The 20,144-nt window shown below is 43.7% G+C and carries 25 protein-coding genes; 20 read left to right on the top strand and 5 right to left on the bottom strand.

The features are described 5' to 3' along the window. From DVG78_RS30175 to DVG78_RS29540, 4 genes are all read left to right on the top strand, one after another. A partial coding sequence (locus DVG78_RS30175) for a restriction endonuclease (protein WP_199563319.1) occupies window positions 1–1,212 on the top strand: 1,212 nt, incomplete at its 5' end. Window positions 1,213–1,279: 67 nt separating this feature from the next. Next, window positions 1,280–3,115 carry a site-specific DNA-methyltransferase gene (locus tag DVG78_RS29550; protein WP_199563318.1) on the top strand — a complete coding sequence of 612 codons (1,836 nt, stop codon included), beginning with the start codon at window positions 1,280–1,282 and terminating at the stop codon, window positions 3,113–3,115. Window positions 3,116–3,127: 12 nt separating this feature from the next. Further along, entirely contained in the window at window positions 3,128–4,423 is a 1,296-nt protein-coding gene (locus tag DVG78_RS29545) for a hypothetical protein (RefSeq protein WP_114464610.1), read from the top strand. A 125-nt stretch (window positions 4,424–4,548) separates the two neighbouring features. After that, window positions 4,549–5,193 (top strand): recombinase family protein, encoded by a 645-nt coding sequence (locus DVG78_RS29540; protein WP_114464609.1) that lies wholly within the window; start codon window positions 4,549–4,551, stop codon window positions 5,191–5,193. On the opposite strand, the gene DVG78_RS29535 is transcribed toward DVG78_RS29540, so the two are convergent. Next, window positions 5,190–5,438 (bottom strand): hypothetical protein, encoded by a 249-nt coding sequence (locus DVG78_RS29535; protein ID WP_114464608.1) that lies wholly within the window; start codon window positions 5,436–5,438, stop codon window positions 5,190–5,192. The genes DVG78_RS29540 and DVG78_RS29535 overlap by 4 nt on opposite strands. A gap of 134 nt (window positions 5,439–5,572) precedes the next feature. Here DVG78_RS29535 and DVG78_RS29530 point away from each other — a divergent pair, with 134 nt between their 5' ends. Further along, a complete protein-coding gene (locus tag DVG78_RS29530) occupies window positions 5,573–5,932 on the top strand; it encodes a DUF2958 domain-containing protein (protein WP_114464607.1) in 360 nt (119 codons plus the stop codon). Between the two features lie 30 nt (window positions 5,933–5,962). On the opposite strand, the gene DVG78_RS30170 is transcribed toward DVG78_RS29530, so the two are convergent. Continuing rightward, window positions 5,963–6,109, bottom strand: coding sequence for a hypothetical protein (locus tag DVG78_RS30170; RefSeq protein ID WP_158550150.1), 147 nt, complete (start codon window positions 6,107–6,109; stop codon window positions 5,963–5,965). A 29-nt stretch (window positions 6,110–6,138) separates the two neighbouring features. Between DVG78_RS30170 and DVG78_RS29525 the strand changes: the two genes are divergently transcribed. The 6 genes from DVG78_RS29525 (at window position 6,139) to DVG78_RS29500 (ending at window position 10,578) form a co-directional block, all read left to right on the top strand. Then, on the top strand, window positions 6,139–6,528 hold the full coding sequence (locus DVG78_RS29525; RefSeq protein WP_114464606.1) for a DUF2958 domain-containing protein: 390 nt from the start codon (window positions 6,139–6,141) through the stop codon (window positions 6,526–6,528). Between the two features lie 35 nt (window positions 6,529–6,563). Further along, a complete protein-coding gene (locus DVG78_RS29520; RefSeq protein WP_114464605.1) occupies window positions 6,564–6,758 on the top strand; it encodes a hypothetical protein in 195 nt (64 codons plus the stop codon). A 276-nt stretch (window positions 6,759–7,034) separates the two neighbouring features. After that, entirely contained in the window at window positions 7,035–7,700 is a 666-nt protein-coding gene (locus DVG78_RS29515; protein ID WP_114464604.1) for an AAA family ATPase, read from the top strand. A 56-nt stretch (window positions 7,701–7,756) separates the two neighbouring features. Then, window positions 7,757–8,080, top strand: a complete 324-nt coding sequence (locus tag DVG78_RS29510; RefSeq protein ID WP_114464603.1) for a hypothetical protein — start codon at window positions 7,757–7,759, stop codon at window positions 8,078–8,080. Window positions 8,081–8,127: 47 nt separating this feature from the next. Next, a complete protein-coding gene (locus DVG78_RS29505; RefSeq protein WP_114464602.1) occupies window positions 8,128–9,057 on the top strand; it encodes a replication protein RepA in 930 nt (309 codons plus the stop codon). 423 nt (window positions 9,058–9,480) lie between these two features. Continuing rightward, window positions 9,481–10,578, top strand: coding sequence for a DUF8464 domain-containing protein (locus tag DVG78_RS29500; protein ID WP_114464601.1), 1,098 nt, complete (start codon window positions 9,481–9,483; stop codon window positions 10,576–10,578). Between the two features lie 28 nt (window positions 10,579–10,606). Here DVG78_RS29500 and DVG78_RS29495 read toward each other — a convergent pair whose 3' ends face one another. Continuing rightward, window positions 10,607–11,404, bottom strand: a complete 798-nt coding sequence (locus DVG78_RS29495) for an N-6 DNA methylase (RefSeq protein WP_158550148.1) — start codon at window positions 11,402–11,404, stop codon at window positions 10,607–10,609. 140 nt (window positions 11,405–11,544) lie between these two features. On the opposite strand from DVG78_RS29495, the gene DVG78_RS29490 reads away from it, so the two are divergent. Continuing rightward, window positions 11,545–11,829 carry a hypothetical protein gene (locus DVG78_RS29490; RefSeq protein WP_114464599.1) on the top strand — a complete coding sequence of 95 codons (285 nt, stop codon included), beginning with the start codon at window positions 11,545–11,547 and terminating at the stop codon, window positions 11,827–11,829. Window positions 11,830–12,029: 200 nt separating this feature from the next. Continuing rightward, window positions 12,030–13,763, top strand: coding sequence for a type IV secretory system conjugative DNA transfer family protein (locus DVG78_RS29485; protein WP_114464598.1), 1,734 nt, complete (start codon window positions 12,030–12,032; stop codon window positions 13,761–13,763). 10 nt (window positions 13,764–13,773) lie between these two features. Here DVG78_RS29485 and DVG78_RS29480 read toward each other — a convergent pair whose 3' ends face one another. After that, complete coding sequence (locus DVG78_RS29480; protein WP_114464597.1) at window positions 13,774–14,196, bottom strand: hypothetical protein; 423 nt, start codon at window positions 14,194–14,196, stop codon at window positions 13,774–13,776. A 303-nt stretch (window positions 14,197–14,499) separates the two neighbouring features. Here DVG78_RS29480 and DVG78_RS29475 point away from each other — a divergent pair, with 303 nt between their 5' ends. After that, on the top strand, window positions 14,500–14,961 hold the full coding sequence (locus tag DVG78_RS29475) for a plasmid mobilization protein (protein WP_114464596.1): 462 nt from the start codon (window positions 14,500–14,502) through the stop codon (window positions 14,959–14,961). Next, window positions 14,958–16,193, top strand: coding sequence for a relaxase/mobilization nuclease domain-containing protein (locus DVG78_RS29470; RefSeq protein ID WP_114464595.1), 1,236 nt, complete (start codon window positions 14,958–14,960; stop codon window positions 16,191–16,193). The genes DVG78_RS29475 and DVG78_RS29470 overlap by 4 nt, the downstream gene beginning before the upstream one ends. Here DVG78_RS29470 and DVG78_RS29465 read toward each other — a convergent pair. Beyond that, window positions 16,182–16,532 (bottom strand): hypothetical protein, encoded by a 351-nt coding sequence (locus tag DVG78_RS29465; RefSeq protein ID WP_114464594.1) that lies wholly within the window; start codon window positions 16,530–16,532, stop codon window positions 16,182–16,184. The genes DVG78_RS29470 and DVG78_RS29465 overlap by 12 nt on opposite strands. Window positions 16,533–16,626: 94 nt before the next feature. Here DVG78_RS29465 and DVG78_RS29460 point away from each other — a divergent pair, with 94 nt between their 5' ends. The 5 genes from DVG78_RS29460 to DVG78_RS29440 all read left to right on the top strand — a co-directional run. Then, window positions 16,627–16,965, top strand: a complete 339-nt coding sequence (locus tag DVG78_RS29460) for a hypothetical protein (RefSeq protein WP_147277209.1) — start codon at window positions 16,627–16,629, stop codon at window positions 16,963–16,965. 82 nt (window positions 16,966–17,047) lie between these two features. Further along, window positions 17,048–17,821 carry a SprT-like domain-containing protein gene (locus DVG78_RS29455; protein WP_114464592.1) on the top strand — a complete coding sequence of 258 codons (774 nt, stop codon included), beginning with the start codon at window positions 17,048–17,050 and terminating at the stop codon, window positions 17,819–17,821. A gap of 57 nt (window positions 17,822–17,878) precedes the next feature. Further along, the gene (locus DVG78_RS29450; protein WP_114464591.1) at window positions 17,879–18,157 is read left to right on the top strand and encodes a type II toxin-antitoxin system RelE/ParE family toxin; all 279 of its coding nucleotides are present in this window, start codon (window positions 17,879–17,881) and stop codon (window positions 18,155–18,157) included. Between the two features lie 12 nt (window positions 18,158–18,169). After that, window positions 18,170–18,484: a HigA family addiction module antitoxin gene (locus tag DVG78_RS29445; RefSeq protein WP_114464590.1), complete on the top strand. Its 315-nt coding sequence runs from the start codon at window positions 18,170–18,172 to the stop codon at window positions 18,482–18,484. 42 nt (window positions 18,485–18,526) lie between these two features. After that, the coding region (locus DVG78_RS29440) for a DEAD/DEAH box helicase family protein (RefSeq protein WP_147277208.1) at window positions 18,527–20,144 on the top strand (1,618 nt) is incomplete at its 3' end.

The following is a 20,144-nucleotide window of genomic DNA, read 5'->3' as shown; positions in this document are numbered from 1 at the left end:
AATATCTTTAATATTGCTACCCTCAATACTGCCTATTCTGAAATCAGAAAACGGCAGGAAATAGGCCGAGGGTTGCGGATATGTGTCAATCAGCAGGGGCAGCGGGTATATGACCTTGCCAATGTCACCGACGACGACCGCATCAATGAGCTAACCGTTATTCCTAACGAAACCTACGAAACCTTTGTAACCCAATACCAAGAGGAAATCAAAGAGGTTTACGGCAACACCAAAGCGGGCGCCACCTTTACTCATACACACAAGGGCAAACCCGCCAATCAGGTTACATTTAAACTCAATCCAGCCGACCGCATCCAAACTGCCTTTAAGCAGTTTTGGGCAGCTATGGCCAAGAAAACCGATTTTACGGTAGCCTTTGACGAGCAAGCCGTAATTGATAAGGCAACCGCCGAAATCAATAAAATCACGATTAGTGATTATGTGGCCGAGGTCAGCAGCCAGCGCATTACAGATTTAAGCGATACAGGCGTAAAAGATGAATATTTAGGGGGCGATACCTATAAACTAAGAGCAAACTTTGCCGCCCTGGACTTCATTGAAGAACTGAGCGAAAACACAGGCGTAAGCTATCCGACAATCTTTGCTATAGTGAGCGGTTTAACCAATTTTGACCAGTTAATTAAAAACCCGCCCCGCTTCATTCAGGCCGCCACCAACATCATTCGTAAAGCTGAATTGGATGAAATGATCCGTGGTTTAGAATACCACACCACGGGCGAAAGCTACCCGTTTAGCTTTGGCGATTTTGTGAAGAACATAGACCAAAAAGGCTACGTTGATACCCCTACCAACGGGGTATTTGATAAGATGCTGATAGATAGTGACGTAGAAGGGTTGTTTTCTAAAACTGCCGACCGCGACCCGCAGGTAGTGTGTTTTTTAAAGCTACCCAGCTACTATAAAATCAAAACACCCATTGGTAACTACGAACCAGATTTTGGCTTGGTGATGAAGCGTAAAAGCCTAAAATCTGGTAATGAGAACGAGTTTTATTTTGTCATCGAGACCAAAGGCACGAACGATATTAACGACACGAAAGCCCTAACCGAGAGCGAAATTTATAAAATCAAGTGCGCTATGAAGCACTTTAAACAGTTGGGTGTGCCAGTGTATTACGAAGCACCCGTAAAAGAATACACCTACTTTAAAGGTGAAGCCGACAAAAAGATTAACGCCGTAATGCAGGATTAACCACATGGAAGATATACAACAGGACGCACCACAAATGCCCTTTACCCCCGATTGGAACAAAGAACGTTTGGAAACCCTCAAATCTTTGTTCCCTGACTTGTTTACTGTAGAGGGCAAGCTCAATACCGACGAACTTAAAAAGCTGATAGACCCGCAGAGCATTAACGAAACCGAGCGGTACGAATTCCGTTGGTTTGGCAAGAGCCAAGCCAAGCGTAACGCTTTTACCCCCAGTAATGCCACGCTTGTATTTGATGAAAAGCGCAGCGTAAACCCCGACCAAGCCGAAAATCTGATTATCGAAGGTGAAAACTTGGAAGTATTGAAGTTGTTGAGCAGTGCCTACCGTGAGAAAATCAAGTGCATTTACATTGACCCACCCTATAATACGGGCAAAGATTTTGTTTATTCAGACAACTTTACCCAAGATAAACGCGCCTATTGGGAAGATGCAGGCGTAACCGAAGAAGGCGTAAAAATTGACACTAATACTGAAACCGACGGGCGTTATCACAGCAACTGGTTAAACATGATGTATAGCCGTTTGCTGGTTGCAAGGCAGCTATTGAAACCCGACGGAGTAATTTTTATCTCGATTGATGATAACGAAGTTCATAACCTTAGAAAGCTATGTGACGAAGTTTTTGGTATTGAAAATTTTGTTTGTGAATTTGTGTGGAAAAGTAGGCAAAATAAAGATAATAGAGCAGTTACAGGGGCTTCAACTGACCACGAATATATTGCGTGTTATTCTAAAAATTGCGAGTATAAAGCACTTAAAGGAAGCCAACGAAAAATAGAACAGTATTCTAATCCAGACAATGACCCGAGAGGAGATTGGGCAAGTGGTAATATGGTTGGCCTTTTACCTGAAAATTTAAGACCAAATTGCCATTATGATTTAATAAATCCTGAAACCAATATTAACTACGGCAAACCTAAAATGGGCTGGAGATATGATAAGAATACTATGAACTGGTTGATTGAGGAGAAAAGAATTTTATGGCCAAGTTCACCAGAAGGTCGCCCAAGGAGAAAGGTTTTTTTAGCCGAATTATCAGATAGTTTTACTGGTTTTTCATCTATAGTTGGAGAAAATATTTTTACTAAGGACGGTACACGAGAAGTTGAAGAACTTTTTGGATTCAGAGCATTTGATTTTCCAAAACCTACCGATTTAATCAAAGAGCTAATAGGACAAGTCGTTAGTGAAGGGGAGTTTTTGTTAGATTTTTTTGGAGGGTCAGGTGCTTCTGGACAAGCGTTACTCAACCTTAACTTGCAAGATAATAGCAATCGAAAATTTATCTTAGTACAAATTCCCGAGGCAACAGACGAGAAGAGCGAAGCCTATAAAGCAGGGTATAAGAAAATTTCAGATATTACCATCGAGCGTAACAAGCGGGTAGTAGAGCAGATTTTGGAGGAAAAGAAAACTCAACAGCTTGAAATTTTCAAGGGTCAGGACAGCAATAAAGGATTAGGCTTTAAGGTGTTCAAACTCACTAAATCAAAATTCCCCCGCGTTGAGTGGACACCTGAACCCGATAAATCGGATGCTGAAAACATTGAAGCCCTTAGAAAGTACATTACCGAGAAAGAGGCGCAGTTAGTCACACTATTCAACCGTGACGAACTCACAACCGAGATCCTTTTGAAAAAGGGCTTTAATCTAAATTACACCACGGCCAAACAGCCCCAATTTGAAGCCAACGAGGTATATTTGGCCAAAGACGGCAATAAAGAAGCCCTGATATGCTTAGATGCCCCGTTGAGTGATAAAACCGTGGATTATCTTAAAACCCATACCGATAAGGTCTTTATCTGCTTAGAGCGAGCATTAGACACTACTAAGAAATGGAACTTGAAACACTATTTAGGCGATAAATTACAGGCATTTTAAAAAGGGAATAACATGAAAAATAATAATATTATAGAAGTAGCTAACTTGTTAGAGGGATTAGCAAATAAAGTCAGAAATAGTACTACTGAAAATAGACTTTTTTCAGAATATAATAATTGGCAATGGCCAGCAGTAAATAGACATGATTTAGCAGACATCCCCTTGAACATTGCAAGTAGTTTGAGGAAAGTTAGTGAGATATATATTGAAGAAGACTATCTGGAAGATATAAAGGGTATAGAAGTTAATATTACAGAAATAGAAAGTAGGATTTTACCCTATATGTTCAACGGCAACGGATTACAGGCTATACCTGCTTATCTAAATACAATGACCGTTATAAAATCTATTTTAGAGCCATTATTTACTTGGGAAGTTCTGAATGAGAATAAAATTTTGCCAGCATCACTGATTAGAAAATTAAGAGCAATAGAGGCAGAGTTACAAGAAATTGTGCCTAAGAAAGAAGATTTAACAAATCAAATAAATTTAATTCACAGTGCAACCGAAGCCGCTGAAACATTACCAACTGACTTACAAACCCTTAAAGAGGCGAGGAGTAAAGTAGGAAGTTATTCAACAGACGCGGCTATTTTTAAAGCCGATATAGAAAAATTTTTTAAGGAATCTGAACTTGTTTTCAATGGTTTGAAAGAAAGAAAGAACGAAGCTGAAAAAATTGTTGCTCAATGTGAAGAAGCATATCGAGTTACAACAAGCAAGGGTTTAGCCGCAGCCTTTGATGAAAAGGCGAGTTCATCTAATTTTTCTATGTGGATTTGGGTTGGAGGGCTTGTAATATCATTGATTTTAATAGCGTGCCTTGGAACTGAAAGAGTAAAGGTTTTATCAGAAGCAGTTAAGGTTGCAGAACCACAATGGGGTGTAATTTGGATGAATGTATTTTTATCTGCATTAAGTATTGGTGCCCCGCTTTGGTTTGCTTGGCTTTCGACGAAACAAATCAATCAGCGATTTAGATTATCTGAAGACTACGGATATAAAGCCGCAATAGCCAAAGCATATGAAGGTTACAGAAGAGAAGCCGCGCGAATTGATGAAACTTTTGAAGCGCGTTTATTTAGTACTGCTTTAACAAGGCTTGAAGAAGCCCCCCTCAGATTGGTAGGTGATGATATGCACGGAAGCCCTTGGCATGAACTATTTTCATCACCAGCTTTTCAAAGAGCATTAGACACTGTGCCAGAGTTTCGAGATAAATTTATTGAAGTTGCCAAAGACGGTATTTCCGTACTGAAACGCACCCCACAACCTACTAAGGCAAATAATCCCGACGAAGCAGAATAGAAAATTTAATTTAGTTGAAAATTGACAGGCTTTTCTCTTTTGCTCATATATAAACATCTGTTAACTTATGAGCAAATAGGGTATATTGCACCAAATTTTATTCTTTTGCCCAGTTTTACAACCTTATGAAACCTGCCATTGCCTATTATCGAGTTTCAACCGACCGCCAAGGTAAAAGCGGTTTAGGTTTAGAAGCACAAGCCGAAGCCGTGCAAAATTATGTTTCGGCCAACGGCTACCAGTTGGCAGGGTCATTTACCGAAATCGAGAGCGGGCGCAAGAATAACCGCCCGCAGCTATTGGACGCACTCAGTGAGTGCAAGCGTATCAAGGCTATTTTGATTATAGCAAAACTGGATCGCTTAGGGCGTAACGTTGCCTTTATTGCTAACCTCATGGAAAGCAGGGTGCAGTTTGTGGCCGTGGACAACCCCCACGCCACAGATTTAGTGCTGCACATCACCGCAGCGTTTGCACAATTTGAACGGGAGCAGATAAGCAAGCGGGTAAAGGAAGCCTTACAAGCAGCCAAGCGACGGGGAACAATTTTGGGCAAAAATGGCCGCGAGGTATTAAGCCAGCAGAACAAGCAAGCCGCCGATGAGTTTGCCGCCCAGATCGCCCCGACGATAGAGCAATTAAAAGCGGAAGGCTTTACGACAGAGCGGGCAATATGTGCCGAATTAAACGCCCGACAGATACCCACGCCACGCGAAGGGGCGCAATGGCATCGGTCGAGCGTACATAGGCTTTTGAAACGATTGGATTAGCGTTTTTTATTAGACTGTGATAGAACCGAGGCCGCTAAATCCTTGGTAGTTTCGCTATATCTTGGGCTTTGTAACACCTTTGAGGCAACCGTTTCCATTTTACTGCCTGTTTGGTTGCCTTTATTGCTTTGTGATAAAGCTGAACCAGCTAACTGTTTGGCAGTAGCAGATGAATTAGGATTAGATAAAACCTTAGCTGCTTCCGAAGCTATTTTAGGCGATGTAGTTTTTGTATTCTTTGACATGGGGTAAAATTTGTTTAATGGCTAAAATATCTTACTAAAAGAACATATTTCAACACTAACGAGTTCCCTTTTTTTGCTATTGTTATAGAGAATAAAGACTTTACAAAAGAAGTATTCTATCTTAATAATTGGGCATGGATTTTATCACGCCCGAACAGTATCAGCAGCTATTGGATAATGACCAAAACGGCCAGCAAGACCCCGCGCCCGTGGTGATGCTGCATATTCCCGATACATCAAGCGTATGGCTTTTAACATCGGCATTTACCGCTAATCCAGATATTGCCTATGGCTTAATCACTCAAAAAGGCCAGCCGCCTCAAATGGGCTGTGTTTCATTATACGACCTATTCATCAATAACGAACCCGCCGAAGCTGTGCAGCCCGAACCCGCTTTTGTCCCGCAATTTCCCGTCAGTTTCTATCAAGCCCACGCCGAGCAGCGCAACGGCACACTTGACCGCAATCTTTTGACGACACCCCTACCCTACTAATCGTTGCCCTTTTGGGTTTGTCTAACCATGTTATCCTGCCAAGGTCAGGTATTGGTTTAGTCGCATGATGCCAGTGTCGCTTTCGACACCAACAACAAATTTCGCCTGTTGTGCCAACATTCCCCGCCCTACCAAATTTCTTGCTGGTTTGGCAGCTATTCCACAGGCTTGTTTCATGGCCTAAACCCTAACCTTTGGAGGAAAACATGAAACTCTTAACCAAAACCCAAAAAGCCAAATTATTGGAGAATGGGCGTAATACAGACCAAGACCATTATCCCGTGGTTAAGCTGTTTACACCTTATGCTGGTGCCACGTGGTTACTATCTGAATTAGACCCTGATAACGAGCGTATTGCGTTTGGTTTGTGCGATTTGGGCATGGGCTACCCAGAATTAGGCTATGTTGATTTACAAGAATTGGCCGACCTAAAAACGAGCTATGGCAGCCCAGTAGTTGAACGTGATTTATATTTTAAGGCCAAGCACCCTATCAGCGTTTATGCCGATGCTGCCCGTTTTTGGGAACATATCACGACCCAGCCCGACCCATTGGCCAGATCCGTCGAAAGGCTTGCTGAGAAGGCCAAGCAATAACACCCTGAATAGCCCCTACCCACGGGGCTATTTTTATGCTCATGCCCATTGTTACCGCACCCCATTGCCAAACGCGGGTCATTACGGGGCTGATGCACTACGTGCGCCCCCTGCCCGCGCTTTATTGGCAAAGGGGCTTTTGCAGCGCATCATACAAGGCCAGCCGCACCACGACCCATTGCGCCCCAGCTACGCGGGTTGCAATAAGTCGTTTTACCTACCCGCAATAGCTTTATAAGCTAACCCCGCAACCCCTCACCAAGCAGGAGCGGCCACCCGCTCCGCTCAGTGGCCACAACCTGCCAAGCCCTACGGGTTGGTGATAGGTTGCTATCAGAACGCATAGGCTAAAAATACCAATGCCTACGGCCAACCACCCCCGCCCTATTGGTTGGGGGCAGGTTAGCCTTACTTTTTAGCTTTGATAAAATAAATAATTTGACTTGTTATTTTGATTGTAGTATTACAACTATATTTACAACTAAAATAGCAACAAAGGATACAACATGATTTATACAATAGGCGGTATCAAAGGCGGGTCAGGTAAAACTACCATAGCCACTAACTTAGCAGTTTTACTTGCCAGTAAAAAGAGGGACATTCTATTGGTTGATGCCGACGACCAAGAATCAGCTACGGATTTCACAGCTTTCAGAAACCAAACCTTAGACGGAATATTGGATTATACAGCCGTAAAAATAACGGGTAGTGATCTAAATGGGCAAATCAGACGCTTGGCCGATAAATACGACGATATAATTATAGATGTTGGCGGGCGCGATACAGTTAGTCAGCGTTCAGCATTGACCGTTTCCCATGTGGCTTTATTTCCTTTTGCTGCACGTTCATTTGATATTTGGACACTCAACAAGGTCAATGCTTTGCTCAACGAAGTGCTGCCATTTAACCCTACTCTTTTATCTGTAACCTTTATCAACAAGGCAGACTCAAGAGGTAACTACAAGGACGATGCCGCCGAGCTTTTAAAAAGCTCTGATAAATTGGTGTTTCTAAATACCCCGTTAGGTAATCGTATTGCTTTTGCTAATGCCGCCGCCGAAGGCTTAGGGGTAATTGAATTAAAACCTGCCGATGAAAAAGCTGTATTGGAATTTAAAGAATTAGTCAAGGGTATTGAAAAATCATTGAAAAGCAGAAAGTTGAAAGTATAGATTACAACTATATTTAGTTGTAATTATAGAACTAATTATACAACAGGATTTGCAACATGACAACCACGAAAAAGAAAACCAAATTAGCCTTGCCACCCGCTTTACCAGTGCCTTCCAGTATTGATGAAAAAGCGATGCAAGAAATGATAGGTAAAGGCTTAGATACCCCGCCAGTTAAAGAAGAAGCCGCCCCCGTAGATGAATTAAAATCATTTACATTTAAGATTTATGAGAGCGAGTTATCTAACATCCGAGATATATTGAAACGGTCGCCTAAAGCAGATAGGCGTTTTGGTAACAAAAAAACTAAGTCAATTCACGATTTTGTTTTAGAGGCCGTTTTGGAGAAGGTGCAACGTGAAAATCAAAAACTAAAATAAGAACTAATAATAGTTGTTATTTTAGTTGTAAAATTAGGTGTAAAACAATGAGTAAAGAAAAAGATAAATTAAAGCTATCAAAATACGCTGAAAGCCGCCATAGGCTTATCATGGACAGCTTTAATACCCCCCGCGAGGAGCGGGAGCAGGTTTATTTACCTGCTTCTTTAGCTCATGTTTATTTTCCAAGAAGAGACCCTAAATCAGACCCAGATAGCCCCTTTGTTCACTCCAACGGCCACTACAAGCTATATCTAAAAGATGTTGGCATTGAAAACCCTAACACTGATAAAACGGAACATTTTGGGCTACCATTCGGGCCTAAAGCGCGTATTATTTTAAGCGTAATAAACGCAATGGCCTTGCAGCAAGGCAGCCAAACCGTAGATATTGACGCAGATAGTCTAACGAAATTTATAGAAAGAATAGGGCTATCAGTGGGTGGTAATCAGTTTACACAGGTGCAAAATCAGGTTAGACGATTAACAGGCTCAATTATCAGAATTTATTATAAAGCAGACGAACAGGACGGTAGTTGGGGCAAGAAACCCGATATGCCGCTTATCAATGGTTTTGAGTTTTTTCCGAGAGCTGATCCAAACCAAATGATGCTTTGGAAAAGGCACATAGAGTTAGGGGATAAATATTGGGAAGAACTGCAAAAGCACGCCGTACCATTATCGTTAGAGCATTTAAAAATACTTTCGGGTAATGCCCGTGCCATAGATGTTTATACGTTTTTAGCCTATCGCTTACATGCCTTGGACAAGCCTTTATTTCTTGCATGGGCTACACTCAAAGAAATGTTTGGTGGAGAACTAACCCATATGTACGATTTTAAAAAGGCTATGCGTGATACTTTGACACTTGTAAAACTTGCCTATCGAGATGCCAAAATAGATATGGATAGTAAAGGGCTTACATTCAGAAATAGTCCAGCCCCGATTAGTGCCAGAAACAAAATAGTGATACCGTAACTTAGTAGTTGTTTTTGGGCTAAGTAATTGATAATGAGCAGTATTATTAAATGTGGAAAAGTGGCTAAAATAGCTCCCAATATGATAGTTATCCACTGTAACTTCATCCTGATTTGGGGTAGTTATCCACTGTAACTTCATCCTGATTTTACTGTAACTTCATCCTATAAACTATTATAATACTATTAAATTTAAAATTTCTATTATTGGCTGGTGCTAACTGGTGAAAACAAAAAAAATAACTTTAAATGTTTTTAGGTTGAAAGTAGGGGGGTAGCCCGCGCTCTTTTTTCTTTTCACAAGCAATAGCGTTATCATATCGTTTTAGGTAAATTCTTTTTTTTAGGGCTGGATTTGCCGAAAACTAAAAAGTTAGTTATATTTAGTTTCAACCTCACTAAACCTGTTAGCGAATCCCTTACTATGAATATTAGCCAAGCCAAAGAAATACCGTTAGACGAACTACTGGCACGGCTTGGTTTTACCCCTGCCAAAGTGGTTAATGGTGAAATCTGGTATAAATCCCCTTTTCGTGCCAACGACGATACGCCCAGTTTCAAGCTCAGCGCGAGCAAAAAAGGGTGGTACGACTTTGGCGATGCCGAGACCAACGGCGGTAATATTTTGGATTTTGCCATCCGTTATTTCAAATTGGGTGAAAATGACATTTCAGGGGCGCTACGTGAGCTTAGACCCTTTGGCGCTACCAATGTAGCCAAGCCATCAAAACAAGCCACTCAGCGGGCTGGAAAACGGCCTGAGCAGGTATCTAAAAAGCCCGTATCAGAAAAACCCGCCAAAGCGGTTGTTGAGTTACCCGCCGAACCCACTGGCCACACCATCAACTATGTGAAAGAATTTGAGGTTTGGCAAGGCTACGGGCGAGGGCGCAAGTTTAGCCCTTTGGCTCAATACCTACTCGACCGCGCTATCACCCCCAACGTAGCCGCGCCTTATTTGGCCAATGTTGGCTTTTCACCCGCCAAGCAACCCACCAAAAAATGGTACGGCATCGGCTGGCTGAACCAGTCAGGCGGTTACGAGGTCAGAATGGCCAACAGCACAGGCTTTAAAGCCTGTATCGGCACCAAGGATATTACATTTTATGCGGCCAAAGACCATAAACCCGAAAACCCCTATAACCGTTTGCACGTGTTTGAAAGCCAGTTCGATTTTTTGAGTTACTTGTGTATGTTTGAGGGTGTTAACCCCGCCCAAGAAAATTATCTGATTTTAAATTCGGCCAATTTGGCAGGCCGCGCCATCGAAGGCATTCAAGCCCATGAGCAAAAATTTGACCCGTTGATTTTGTGGACACAGAACGACGAGCCAGGGCAGAAAGCGGCAGCCGCATTTTTGGCATTAACTGACCGAGCGGTATTGACCGCAGCGCATTATTACGAAGGGTTTAAAGATTTAAACGATGCTTTTAAAGCGCAGAAAATCAAGCCCGACGTACCCAAAGCGAAGTTTAACCCCGAATTTGTGCAGACCTACCAAGCCTCATTTAAGCCGCAGTAACACTTGTAATGCACACTACAAAAATTCCTTAGAACAGCCTTAATTGCGTACCCGCCGCCACATTAGGCATTGGGGGCATTGGCTCAATCGGAGCAGGGGAGGGGCGCGGTTGTTCTTTGACAATTTTAGGCGTATCGGCAACCGTCACTTCCAGCAGTTCTTGAAATTGTTCAAAACGTTTTTGGCGTTCCATTTTTTGCGGCCAACCGCCCAATACATGGGCAGGGGTGTGCCAGTGGCTAAATTCTTCCAACGATAAGCTATTACCATGCACCACGACCGCAGGGATATTCAGCAGCGAAAATTGCACATAGGCCATATGGACACAACGCGGGTCTAAATCCACCACAGTTGCGTGGAGCGTTTGCTGATAATTGATTTTTTGCTGGTACATTTCATCGGCAAGTGCGACGACCATTGCACCCGAGCCGCAAGCGGGATCACTGGCCGAGACATAGCCTTTTTTATCAATAATGTCTTGTAAGCCCTGATTAACTTGGAGTTTAGCCATCATTTGGCAAATCGGGTAAGGCGTAAAATATTGCCCCGAGCGTTCATTGTGGATTTCTAAATGGTGATATAAATTACCCAAAACATCATCAAACCCACCTTCAAGGTGATTGGTCAGCATCCCGAGCAGCTTGGGAAATTGCTGGAGTTCGTCTTTATCGTAGCGTTTGATAATGTCAAAATAGCGTTGTTCGCGTTTATCAAATTGGGGTTTATCGACGGCATTACTGAAAGCAATGGCGGACACTTCAACGAAATCTGCAAAGACCTGATAGGCATTATGCCGATGCCCTAATTGATGAATAAGTTTAGCCATATCCTGCATGGAAGCCCCGCTTTGTCAGATAAAATTTTCGCAAGGTTATAGGCGATTGGGGTGAATACGTCAATAAAAAATCTTTACAATAGCCTTATGATTTGGTAGCAAGGGTTTTGACCTATTAGGAGACCTTTATCATGTGCCAGTTATTGAAAGACTTCAAAGCTTTTTGGGCAGAGATTGACGAAAAGGTGGCTCAAGACAAAGCCGCTCAAATTGCTAAAGCCGCCAAACAAGCCAAATGGGAAAAAGAGCGTAGAGAGTGGTTAGAAAATGTTTGGCCTGTAGAACAGAAAAAAATGCGAGCGGAGGACGCAGCCAAGAGAGCCGCTTTACAAGCTTTGTCAAAAGAGGAAGAAGAAGCTCAATACACGAAAGAAATGATATACTACTACACGAGAAAACACGAGAATGGTTTATAGAAACTATTTACCCCGAAATACTTAACGAGAACAGGCTAAGAGTGCCGCAGCCGAGCGGCAAAGAAATAAGTTATCTTGAGTAAATTATCACAATACAATATTTGCTTCGCGGAATAATTATAGCAAAACTCATGCTTAATAGGCATGAATGATTAAATTTGAACACGTAGTTACTTTTATGCTAAATAAAAATAATCTTTATGAGCGACGCACCTTCTACTCTATCCTTTATCTGCCTTGCTGGTATCATTTATGTTTACTATCGGCGGTCTTATTTTCACGATAAAATTTTTGCTGGTGTAAATCAAGAAAAAAACAATGCTCATTTAGAGGACTTAAAAGCGGGCAAATTAGAAGTCATGCCCAATGCTGAATATTTGGCTTCAATGCGTGGTTTTAAGATAGCCCGAACACGCTATTTACAAGCCTTAGCATATCCGATTTTAGGAACTATTTTAATGCTGGTTATAGGTGGTAACGAGCTTTCATTCCCTGCTGCTTTTCTAACTTTCTTTACTTGGTTTAAATGGCAAAAAGTTGGTGGTGAACAATACCAAAGTTTTGCCCTTAAACACCAACCGCCAAAGCCAAAGCGCAATGAATTAGGCTCGGCAGCATTTAGCGATGTGCCTGAAAAATACGCTATTGAAATGGCCGATAGCTACCAGGTGTTTTTAGGTTTTTCGGCCTGTTTAAAGGTTAATGATAAAAAACACATTTTAACTATTGCCCCTTCTCGTTCTGGTAAAGGCACGTGTTTAATTGTGCCAAACCTGATTATGCCGACTGATAATTCTTATGTGGTCTTAGACATTAAAGGCGAAAATGCGGCAGTTACAGCAAGACGGCAAAAAGAGTTAGGTAAAGATATTGTAATTATTGACCCTTGGGGGGTGCAAGAAAATATCGGGGCAAAACATGGCATTACGCCTATGACCTTTAACCCTTTGGCATTGTTGGAAGGGATGAGCAATGAGCAGCTTTTTGAAGAATGTACCTCAATAGCTGAATTGATTGCGCCCATGCCTAAAAACGTCAAAGATCCGTTCTGGATAAATCGGGCAAGGGTACTTATTCGAGGTCTGTTACTACACCACATTAAATCTGAAATGCCCGAAAATTGGTCATTATTGGCCATATATAAGGCTTTACGTTTAAGTGAAGTTGAGTTTATAGCACACATTTTGCTGGGGAGCGAAACGCCATTAGCAGCCGATGATTTAAACCAGTTTAAAGGTAAAGCACCCTCGGAAAAAGAGTTTGGGTCTATTGTCAGCTCAGCACAGGATGCCACAGAGTTTGTAAGAAACATTTCTAAGGGGGGCGGGATAGCCTTCAACCCTAAGCAGCTAAACGAAAAATCAACAGCAGTTTATGTGTGTATTCCCGAACGAGCCATCGAAACTAATTATCAATGGCTGCGGCTGGTTATTGGGCTTTGTGTGCGGGCTATCTCTGAGAACGTTAAAAATAAACAAGTTGAACGGACGGTGTTTTTACTCGATGAAGCGCACTACTTAGGCAATATGCCTGAAATTAGAAAAGCCCTTGCAACATCTGCCACCTACGGTATTTGCCTTTGGCAGTTTTATCAAGATATAGGGCAAGTACAAGCGGCTTATGGAGATTACTGGCATACCATCATGAATGTTGGTGTGCAGCAGTTCTACAAAATAAATGACTTGAATACTCAAAAATACGTTTCTGAATTACTTGGTGATTACACATTAGAGTTAAGCAATACCAGCACTAATGCAAGGGGCGAAAAGTCAAGAAGTGAAAGTATTATCGGTACAAGATTGCTTAAACCTGAACAGGTGGGGACGGTGCCTGATATAATTACTCGCATGGATAATAAAAACTACTTACTGATTGCCGCGCCTTATTATGAAGGTAATATTTCAGATGCGTATGACCCCAACCCATTAGTTTAACGGCTTTTAATTATCGTTCTAATGCCCATCCTTTGGCTTTAGAACGGTTAGGGTCAATAATTGCCTGAGCCTCTTGACGATACCCTACCAACTTTTCCTTTTGCCGTGTTTTGGCAACTAAAGAGTTTTCAGGCTGATAGGTTTTTGTTTGATTATCACTTGGTCTAACTATGTTTTCAATCGCGGTTGTTCTTTGATTTTGAAAGTGTTGTTCCAGTTCAGGGGTTTTAAGTTGCCCCATTGGAATGCCCTTTTCGATATGTCTATCGTACAGGCTATTTTCTGCTTGAATAATGCGATTAAGTTCAGAACCTTCAATTTTGGATGCAGCCAGAATCATTGCAGCTTGTGCTAAGTACTGATGATATTTTTCAATCTTTTCAGGTGAGGGATTTAGGCCACACGCTAATTCAAGAGGCGTATAATCACGCATAAGTAAATCCTATCATCTGTTGTATAATGGCTCAATCATAGCATCCTTATTTATGGGTGTCAATATGTCATATAGCATCCGATGTTCGCCCCCTTTTTTCTTTTCCCCAGCAAGCGATTTTTCTTTGCAGTATTAACAAAGAGTTAAGGAGAATTGGGCTATGATTTGTAGATATTGTGGTAGTTCGTATCTTTGCAAAGACACTAACGTAAGTTAGTGTGCAAGGTGTGCGCGGTAAACCGCGCAAGACCTTGGCAAGGGGGTTAGCCCCCCCATTGCATCCCCCCAAACCGCCGCTTTTTTATGCCACAAAGCCAATCCATCCCGCCCGTTTCAGCCGAGACCCCGCCCATCGAGGCAGGGGTAACGAGTGCGCCCAAAGTATCGGGCAGCGAAACCCGCCAACGTCCGCACGTCGTCAGCTTTCGGTTGAAAGCCGACGAGTACCAGACGTTGAAAGAGCGAGCCGAAGCCGCCAGCGTAAGCATGGGCGACTACGTGCGAGCGGCCTATTTGAAGGCCGAGCCACTGAGAGCCGCCCGACGGGTTACACCCGACCGCGAGGCCGTGTTGCTTTTATTGGCAGCGGTTAATCGTTTGGGGAATAATGTCAATCAGATTGCTTTACGGCTTCATAGGGATCGCACGGTTTACGTCGAAGAAATCCCGCGCATGACCCAAGCCTTGGAAACCATGCGCGATGCCATCGTGGATGTGTTGGAGCGTAAAGGGAAGCCGTCGAACGATAACCAACCGCAGCCATGATTTTGAAAGCGACGACCGTAGGCAGCGTGAGCCACGCCCGACAGTTAGGCCAACACCTTTTAAAGCGCGACGAAAATGAACTCGTGCAGGTGCATGAGTTGAGCGGGGTAGCCACGCAGGATTTAATTAAAGGGTTGGCCGATATGCAGCGGTTAAGCGAATTAACCCAAGGTAAAACGGGTTTATTCCACGTGGCCATCAATCCACAGGCGCATCATTCGGGAGAACTCACGCCTGAGCAGTGGCAGGGGTGTTTATCCAAGATAGAAAACGAGTTTGCGCTCAGTGGCCAGCCCCGCGCCGTTGTGCAGCACATCAAGGACGGGCGCAGCCATTACCACGTGGTTTATCAATTAACCGATCCCGACACGTGCAAGCTCAAACGGTTGTCGATGTTTAAAATTCGGTGCAAGGGTTTAGGGGAAAGTTTAGAGCGGGAGTTTGGCCACGAACGCACCAACCGAGAGCCGAGCCGCAAAGGGTACAGCCGCGACGAGCAGCAGCAAGCCAAGCGACGGGGCGAAACAGTGAAAGACCGTAGGGAAGCCATTAGAGAACTATTTGAAGCCAGCAGGGATAGTAAAGATTTTAAGGCACGATTGGCCGCCGCAGGTTACACTATCGCCAAGGGCGACCGTGCGGCCTTGGTCATGGTAAACGGGCAGGGCGACGTGTTTAATTTATCCCGTGAATTGGGCATGAAATTGGGCGAGGTGAAGCAGTACTTTAACGGGATTGAACGTGATTTACCCGAACTTTCGACAGTCAAAGCGCAGCTTAAAGCACGTACTACCGATACCGAGCCAGCCCCCCGCAGTAAAGCGGAAGAACAGCAGCTTTTAGAGCTATTCAAAGAGACAGGGGAAGACGTAGCCCAAGCGCAGGTTAAGACATCCGCTGAGCAACGAATGGCAGCTAACGACAACACAAAACCGATGCCGACCGAAGAGAAAGCCCGTAGAGCGGCTAATGATAACCGCCCCGATGAAAGGCCACCTTTGCCGCCCGACAAGCCGACAGCTTTGGAAAAGTTCAAGGCTTTTCAAGAAAACGCCCAAGACCAAACGCCAACCCCCAGCGTTGCCGAGCAGAAATTGGCCGCGTTCCGTGAGGATGCCAGCGATATTGTGCCGCCGACGAAGCAAAAGACAATGGCCGATTATCTGAAGGAAGCCGAGGAATTATTGGCCAAGAGCCGCGAGCGCAACCGAGGCAGAGATTTAGATAGGTAATTCGGGGTCGTTCAGCAGACAATCAGGCGTAGTGTAAAGGAATTGTTCGGCCATGTCTTTGATGACACCCTCACGCCAGTTTTGCCAATAGTCAGGAAGCTGGGTAAAGAGCATTAAGCCTAACAGTAACCTTTGACTACGGATGTATAGAGGGGAATTAGGTAGATATTTCCATTGGCCTACCCCGTGACGGCTGATAAGCCAACGCACCAACGGTAGGTAATGCCCTACATTGACAGCCCCACCCGTGAGGCTACCGTTTTGGTCAATGGCAGGTAACATATAGCCTTTATGTTCCTCATTGTCGTTTTTATTGACGATTGTTTTTAGATTGGCCATAGGTTTTAAATTACTATGTCTTTTAGAGATTGTCAATCGTTTTAAGTATTTGCACATTTAAACATTTCACCGAATGGAAACATGGGGAGAGTTAATGACCCGCCATGAACAGGAGAAGGCGGTACTCAGGGAGCAGCGCACAGCGGCATGGGATCGTATCAAAGCCGAACATCCCGCCCAAGTACCAGCGGTTTTAGTGGCGCAATGGCGGGAAGCCTACGGTGACGGGCAATTAGCCGCTATGGAAGCCCGTCAGCAAGTCGAGCGCAGCACATTATCAGCACAGTTACAGGAGCGGCAACAGCCAACGATTATACCACAGCCGCAAAGTGTTGATGATATGCAAGCAGAAAGAGACCGCAAACGGGCAGAATATATCCAACAGGCGCAGGAAATTTTAGAAAGGCAGCGAGGCAAGGATAGAGATAGGTAGGCCGTATCTTGTGTTTTTTGTAATGTACACTACAATTTTTGGCAGGTTTATTTTGTAATGCACACTACAATAAGGGTAAATAATGGCCGTCACGATACAACAATTCAACACCCTTGAAGACCTATTTAGCTATTACAATACCCTTTTGTTTGACGGGGAATTACCCGCCTGTTTAGTGACACTATCGCATCACCGAGGCTCACACGGCACATTTGCGCCCGAACGTTGGCGGGATGTGCAGACGCAGGAGAAAGTTCACGAAATCACGCTGAACCCCGATAGTATGTCACGCCCTGACAAACAGTGGCATTCCACGTTAGTACATGAAATGGTGCATTTATGGCAGGAAGTTTACGGCAAGCCATCGCGCCAGTGCTACCACAATAAAGAATGGGCGGCCAAAATGGAAGCCATTGGCCTGATGCCGTCCGATACGGGCGCAGCGGGGGGCAAAAAGACAGGCCAGAGCATGACCCACTACATCATTGAAAGAGGGCTTTTTGATGATGCTTTTGAAAATATCGGTGCCCAATATCTGTATTCGCTCAAACTACCCTATCAGCCCAGCTACCCGATGATTGATTTTGGGCTACCAGCCCCGAAAGACCCCGAGGAGCAGGACGAAGAAACGGAAAACGAGGGCAAGCAAAAGCGGTCAGGGACACGCATCAAATACAGTTGTTTTTGTGAAAATAACGTTTGGGGCAAGCCCGACCTACGGATGATTTGCTTGGAGTGCGAGCAGGAATTTAAACCGCAGCCGCCCAAAGAGAAGAAGCACAAAGAATTTATCGTTAATCAGGGGGATTTGGGGAAAACCCAAGGCCAAATTAAACAGCCGCCACGCCCCGCTTGATAAATTTTTTTGGAAATATATCTTGTAATGCGTAATGTTACGTGATACAATGTTGTTATGATACAGTCCATTCGGCACAAAGGCTTGTTACAATACTATACCGAGGGCAGTGGTGCAAAGCTACCCGCCCAATATTTGCGAAAGATTAACCGCATTTTAGACCAGTTAGACGCGGTTTCATCGGTTGATGATATTCAGGCAATGGGTTCAGGTATTCACAAGCTCACGGGCGATTTGGCAGATTTTTGGTCTATCAAAGTTACCCCCAACTATCGGATTATTTTTCGATTTGAAGGGGGCGACATTCACGACATAGATTTTTTGGATTATCACTAAAAGGAGGCTACTATGTTAAAGCGCAATTTACCGCCCGTTCACCCAGGCGAAATTTTACGGGAAGATTATATTAACGAGCATAACTTGACCATTACAGAAGTGGCCGAAGGCTTGGGCATTGCCCGTGCCAATTTATCGGCCATCGTCAACGGACGGGCGGGGATAAGTCCCGAAATGGCCGTAAAGTTAGCCGAGGCGTTTGGCAATACCCCGCAGTTTTGGGGGAATTTGCAGAAGAACTACGAACTTTGGCACGCCGAGCGGACGGTAAACCGCTCAAAAATTCGTCATTTTTGGGAAGAATGGAAGGGATTACAGCCAACATAAATAATCCTTTTCTTTTCCCATGCCTATGAATAGAACTATTACATGGAATTAAAATTAGAAGAATTAAGCTATCAAAGAACCGCTATAAAATCGGTTGTAAACGTCTTTGACGGTACAACCCGTAATACCTTTGATAATGCCACAGCCGAGGGCATAAGGTTTAACCAAACAACCCTGAACCCTGAGCAAATAGCCGAAAATATCAAGACAGTTATTCACGAAAATGGTATTGACGAGGCCACGGCCAAACTATCCCCCGACAACGACCTATGTATTGAAATGGAAACAGGCACTGGGAAAACCCTTGTCTATATCAAGACCATTTACGAACTCTATAAACAATACGGCTTTACCAAGTTTATTATTCTGGTGCCATCGGTTGCCATTCGCCAAGGTACATTAGGCACATTCAAGAACTTTGCGAAGCAGTTAGAAGCCATTTATGGTTTTCAGCCCCATTCGTTTGAGTATGACAGTAAGAAACTCAATAAAGTGACGGGCTTTATTGAAGACCAGCATCCGCACGTTATGATTATGACGTTAGCAGCTTTTAACTCAGATGATAAAATTCTGAACCAAGCGCAGCGCGAAGATTTATTCAATAACATTCCCTTTATTGATGCCATCGGCAAGACCCGCCCCATTATTTTAATGGACGAGCCGCAGGAGGGCATGGACACTGATAATTCTATTCGGCAGATTGCCAAACTCAACCCATTGGCCAAAATCCGCTATTCGGCCACGCATAAAGTAGTTAAAAACCTACTTTATCGTTTAACCCCCTATGACAGCTACAAGCAGGGATTGGTTAAGAAAATTGAAGTTTTGACCGTTACAGAAAAGAACGACGAAGCCACGATAAAGATTGAATTGGTTGAGACCCAAAACGGCAAAGGCGACCCGAAAGCCAAGCTGAAAGTGTGGAAGCAGAAAAGCGGTAAGTTTGTTTTTGAAGAAACCCAATGGCTGAAAGTAGGCGATAATTTGGGGGAGAAAGTCAATAACCCCAGCTACCTAAATTACACTATCGAGCGCATAGCCAAGAGCCTACGTGACCAAAAATGGCGCGTAACATTTACCAATGGTACGGAAGTCATCGAGCGGCAAACAGCGGGCAATGTGGCCAGTATTTGGGCTTTACAGTTGGAATGGCTTATTAACCGCCATTTTGCCAAAAGCCAGCGTTTTGCCGCGCAGGGTATCAAGTGTTTGTCACTGATATTCATTGACAAAGTGGCCAATTATATGAGCGACGACCCCGTTATTAAAAATCTGTTTATCGAGAAATACAAGGCAATTTACCCCGAATGGCACAACGGCCAAGAACCAACCCCGCAGCATATCCAAGACATACAAGGGTATTATTTTGCGGCCACGGGCAAAGGTGAATATACCGACAGTGAAGTGACAATGAAAAGTAATAAGGAGATTTACGACCTTATTTTGAGAAAGAAAGACGAACTGTTAAGCATTGATAACCCCGTTCAATTTATCTTTTCTCACTCAGCTTTGGGCGTAGGTTGGGATAACCCCAATATCTTTAATATTGCTACCCTCAATACTGCCTATTCTGAAATCAGAAAACGGCAGGAAATAGGCCGAGGGTTGCGGATATGTGTCAATCAGCAGGGGCAGCGGGTATATGACCTTGCCAATGTCA

Source organism: Runella aurantiaca, from assembly GCF_003339505.1.
Taxonomy (GTDB): Bacteria; Bacteroidota; Bacteroidia; order Cytophagales; family Spirosomataceae; genus Runella; species Runella aurantiaca.
This window is presented reverse-complemented; position numbering and strand designations above follow the sequence as displayed.